A 4,091-nucleotide genomic window follows, 5' to 3' on the forward strand; every position below is an offset into this window, starting at 1 on the left:
ACCTGTAAGTTTACCATTACTGATTACCAAAAGAAATATACTATCATTCGATCCCAATTGGTTTCTTGACTACAGGAGGAACTCCACGGGAACGGCCATAAAAGATATTGCCTTGCCTCTCCTGTGGTCAATCTTGCACACTTCACCTACGAGTCCTCAGGATCGTTTAAGCCGAAGATCAACGATTACCGCTTGAAAGTCTCATTGTAATATCCCTTGACAAGATATCATAATGGAGCTAGTGGCTTAGTATATTTTATTGATCTCGAAGTTATTATATGTGCTTTTGAACAGCTGTAACCTGGAGGGGATTATGGTCTGATCATCTTAAGCCCTGTTTCTCAAAATGAGAGATAGGGCTTTTATTTTGGCATCCTGATTACAACATGTGAAGGCTGATCACCTCCAATAAAACAGAGCATTCTTGTTTAAGACATAATAGGGGGATCTGAAATGTCGCGAACGACAATCTTAGAAAAATCAATTTCAATCCTGATACCTCCAACCTGGGACAAAGAAGAAAAAGGCCAATATTTTGAAGGGTTATCGGCAAAAATACTTCGAAGACAGTCCTACGATATCATTGAGCGCATTCGTTTTACAGGAATGGAAATTGATTTGCTCGCCAAACATAAACCATCAGGAGATCAAATATATGTTGAATGTAAATTTCATTCAACCGCATTAAGCTCAAACGTAATAGATCTCTGCGTTGGGCAAGCTTTCAGGAAGAGAATTAAAAAAATTGCTCTGTTTTCAGCTGGACCTTTAGGCAAGGAAGCAAAGGGCGCAATAGAAGAATTAAAAGATGATGAAAGAATAAGTTTTTCTCATTACGGTCCGATAGAATTGATTGAAGCTCTTCTGGACTCAAATACTGTTGACTTCCCGGATGAAAATATAATCCCTGTTACCGTGTCGCATGCTACTTTAATAGTCCATCCAGAAAATCCGTTTATTTGGTTGTTCCAAGATCAAAAAGACGGGAAGCCCTATCGTCTCTTATGTTTCGCAACTACAGGGAATGATGAAATCTCCAATCCAGAACGCATACGTGCTTTTTTAGATTCATTCGAGCTATTAGAGGGGCTCCCTGTTTTTGATTTTATGGAAAACAAAAAGAAACCTGCTCTTAAAAAAGTAGACGAGGAAAAATTCCCCGATGAATTTGTGAGCAAAATTATTACAGCTGATGCACTTCTTGACTATCGCCCATGTCGTCCTGAAGATTTTGTTGGCAGAGTCGATATCCAAAAGGAATTATGGGATTTTCTAGAAAAAGTTCGAGAAGACGAAACAAGCACAAGACTGATATCGATCACAGGGGGTTCGGGACTTGGTAAGTCCTCTTTAATTGCAAAATTGTCAGAACGATTCAAAAATATTAAGTGGAAGAATAAATTTTTCCTTTTCCCTGTTGATGTGAGGTCGGCAAGAGGGCCGATGTTTGTTGCAGAAGCCCTCCTCCAAGCTTTGAAGGTTGCACAAGAAGAAGGTTTTATCGCCCTTGATAATGCACCTGTCATATCTGATGCAAATAGTATTTTATCAAGCCCTATGATCAAACTAGTTCTAAAATGGCTATTCCGACGCATTCCGCCACCAAAATATGATGGAAAGCGCCACCTGAATATGATTCATTCCGCCACTTGAATATGATCATTCCGCCACCCCCCTGGGGGCGACATAAGCGACGCTGGATAAACTCCACAAAAGCCGTTAGAACCTCCGGTAAAAAACGGGAGGTAATCATGGCGGCGGAAAGGTTATCCATGCGTACCATAAAAGAAGTATTGAGATTGAAGTGGGAGAAAGGGTTCTCCAACAAACAGGTTGCTCAAAGCTGCAACATTGCCCGCAGCACCATCAGGGAGTATGTGGCTCGCGCCGAGAAAGCCGGTCTGTCTTGGCCGCTGTCGCCTGATCTCGACGACAGTCGTCTTGAAGCCCTGCTCTTTTCCTCTCCAGCGATGGATGGTTCCCCGCATCGGGGAGCTTCGGACATGGAGTATATGCACCGTGAACTGGCCCGAAAATCGGTAACGCTGCGACTTCTATGGCTGGAGTACAAAGCGGCCAACCCGGAGGGATATCAATACAGCCAGTACTGTCTTCTGTATCGCCAGTGGGGCGGCAAGCTGGACGTTTCTCTTCGTCAAAGCCACCGGGCCGGGGAGAAGCTTTTTGTTGATTACGCCGGTCAGACGATTTCCGTCACGGACTCCTTGACAGGCGAAACCAAGGAGGCCGTCCTTTTCGTGGCTGCCTTGGGCGCCAGCAGCTACACTTTTGTCTGGGCGTCGCTTTCCCAAGACCTTCCCTCCTGGATCGAGGCGAACGTCCGGGCGCTTCATTTTTTCGGCGGCGTTCCGGATATCATCGTGCCCGACAACCTGAAAACCGGCGTGAGAAAGGCCTGCTATTACGAGCCGGACATCAATCCGACCTACCACAAAATGGCTTGTCACTACGGCACAGTCATCATCCCCGCGCGGGTCGTCAAGCCCAAGGACAAGGCCAAGGTGGAATCGGCGGTTCTCCTGGCGGAACGATGGATCCTGGCGGCGCTGCGAAATCACACCTTCTTCAGTATCGAAGAATTAAACCGTGCCATTGCCCAGAAGCTCCAGGAACTCAATGATCGGAAGTTCCAGAAGATGGACGCGACTCGGAGAAGCCTCTACGAAACCATCGATCTTCCGGCCTTGAAGTCACTTCCTTCCACACCCTATGAATACGCCGAATGCAAGAAGGCTCGGGTCAACATCGATTATCACGTCGAAATCGATAAGCACTTCTACAGTGTTCCCTATCAGCTTGTCAAAGAACAGGTGGAGGTGTGGTTGACGACCGCCACCGTGGAGATACTCTTCAAGAACCGTCGCGTCGCCAGCCATCTGCGCAGTTATGAAAAATACCAACACACCACGTTGACGGAACACATGCCCAAGGCTCACCAGAAATACCTGGAGTGGACCCCCTCCCGGATCGTACGCTGGGCAGGCCAAAACGGTCTCAATACACGTGATCTGATTACCTGCATCATGGAGAACCGTCGACATCCGGAGCAGGGCTTCCGCTCCTGTCTGGGCATTATGCGACTGGTCAAAAGGTACTCGCAGGAGCGTGTTGAAGCCGCTTGCGGCCGCGCTCTCCATCTTAAAGCCTACAGTTACAAAAGCGTCGAATCGATCCTCAAAAACAACCTGGACACTCAGGCTGTCGAATCACCGGCCGCCCAGGACCATCCGATTGTCCACTACAATATCCGAGGCCGGAAATATTACCGGAGCAAGGAGGCCACCCATGCTTAATCAACAGACCATTAACAAGCTCTACGAACTGAAACTCAATGGCATGGCGGAGGCCCTTGCCGATCAGCTCAATCAGCCGGACATGGACCGGCTCTCGTTTCCGGAACGCTTCGGCCTCATCGTGGACCGCCAGTGGACCTGGAAGGAAAACAACCGGATGGAACGATACCTGAAGAACGCCCGCATGAAGCTTAATGCCTGCGTGGAGGATATCGACTACAAAACCCCGCGGGGAATCGATCAGTCCGTCATGATGAACCTCATCTCCTGTGATTGGGTCCGGCGTTGCCACAATGTAATCATCACCGGCCCCACCGGGGCAGGAAAAACCTTCCTGGCCTGCGCTCTTACCAACAAGACCTGTCGGGAAGGGTACCGGGCGCTTTACCTCAGAGCGCCAGCGTTCGCCTATCAGATGACTCTTGCCAGGGGAGACGGAAGTTACGGGAAAACCATCAGCAAGCTGGCCAAAACCCATGTCCTGGTGATTGACGATCTCGGCCTCACGCCTATGACCGATGCCGAGCGGAGGGATCTCCTTGAGGTCGTTGAGGATCGGCACGGCCGTGCCTCAACCATCATCACCAGCCAACTCCCCATCGATCATTGGCACGAACAAATCGGCGACCCCACCATCGCCGACGCCATCCTCGACCGGCTGGTCCATAACGCCCATAAGATAAATCTTTCTATGAAAGGAGAGTCCATGAGAAAAAAATATGCCGCCTTGACTTGAAAATATATCTATGAGAAAGAGCTAAAAGACCAGCGTCGCTA

4 protein-coding genes are annotated in these 4,091 nt (G+C 48.5%); all 4 read left to right on the forward strand.

The window, feature by feature from the left end:
- Positions 1-196: hypothetical protein (locus Q7J27_09615; protein ID MDO9529404.1), on the forward strand; the 196-nt coding region annotated here is incomplete at its 5' end.
- Positions 197-453: 257 nt separating this feature from the next.
- Entirely contained in the window at positions 454-1,653 is a 1,200-nt protein-coding gene (locus tag Q7J27_09620) for a restriction endonuclease (GenBank protein ID MDO9529405.1), read from the forward strand.
- 98 nt (positions 1,654-1,751) lie between these two features.
- Positions 1,752-3,314: an IS21 family transposase gene (gene istA, locus Q7J27_09625; GenBank protein MDO9529406.1), complete on the forward strand. Its 1,563-nt coding sequence runs from the start codon at positions 1,752-1,754 to the stop codon at positions 3,312-3,314.
- Entirely contained in the window at positions 3,307-4,050 is a 744-nt protein-coding gene (gene istB / locus Q7J27_09630) for an IS21-like element helper ATPase IstB (protein ID MDO9529407.1), read from the forward strand. The genes istA and istB overlap by 8 nt, the downstream gene beginning before the upstream one ends.
- The last annotated feature ends 41 nt before the right edge of the window (positions 4,051-4,091 follow it).

The sequence above is a fragment of the Syntrophales bacterium genome, from assembly GCA_030655775.1.
In the GTDB taxonomy this organism is placed as follows: Bacteria; Desulfobacterota; Syntrophia; order Syntrophales; family JADFWA01; genus JAUSPI01.